Annotated in this window: 1 protein-coding gene; it reads left to right on the top strand. The window is 36.9% G+C overall.

Features of this window, described 5'->3' with window-relative positions:
- Positions 1-371: putative porin (locus FUA24_RS11010; protein WP_222861353.1), on the top strand; the 371-nt coding region annotated here is incomplete at its 5' end.
- Between the last annotated feature and the right edge of the window lie 46 nt (positions 372-417).

The following is a 417-nucleotide window of genomic DNA, read 5'->3' as shown; positions in this document are numbered from 1 at the left end:
ACGTGCAAGACGATAATAATACATTAAACGTACCCGAAATAAACACCCGTAACACGCTCTATTTTTCAAGCCATCTCTTTAAAAAAGCCATGTACCTGCAAACTGGTGTTACGCTAAACTATTTCACAAAATACTATATGAATGCATACAACCCGCTATTGGCAGAGTTTTATGTGCAAAACAATGAAGAAATTGGAGATTTCCCAAGGCTAGATTTTTTCATAAACGCAAAAATCCGTCAAACACGTCTCTTCCTAAAAGCAGAACATTTCAATTCAGCATTTACGGGCTACAATTATTTTTCGGCACCAAATAATCCATACAGAGATTTTACTGTGCGTTTCGGTGTTGTCTGGAATTTCTTTTTATAAAATTATGGCGTTTCCCCTGCATACTTTGGGGTCGGTATTTCACTAC

The sequence above is a fragment of the Seonamhaeicola marinus genome (genome assembly GCF_008085455.1).
Note: the sequence above shows the minus strand (reverse complement) of the source record. Positions and strands in the feature narration are given on the sequence as shown.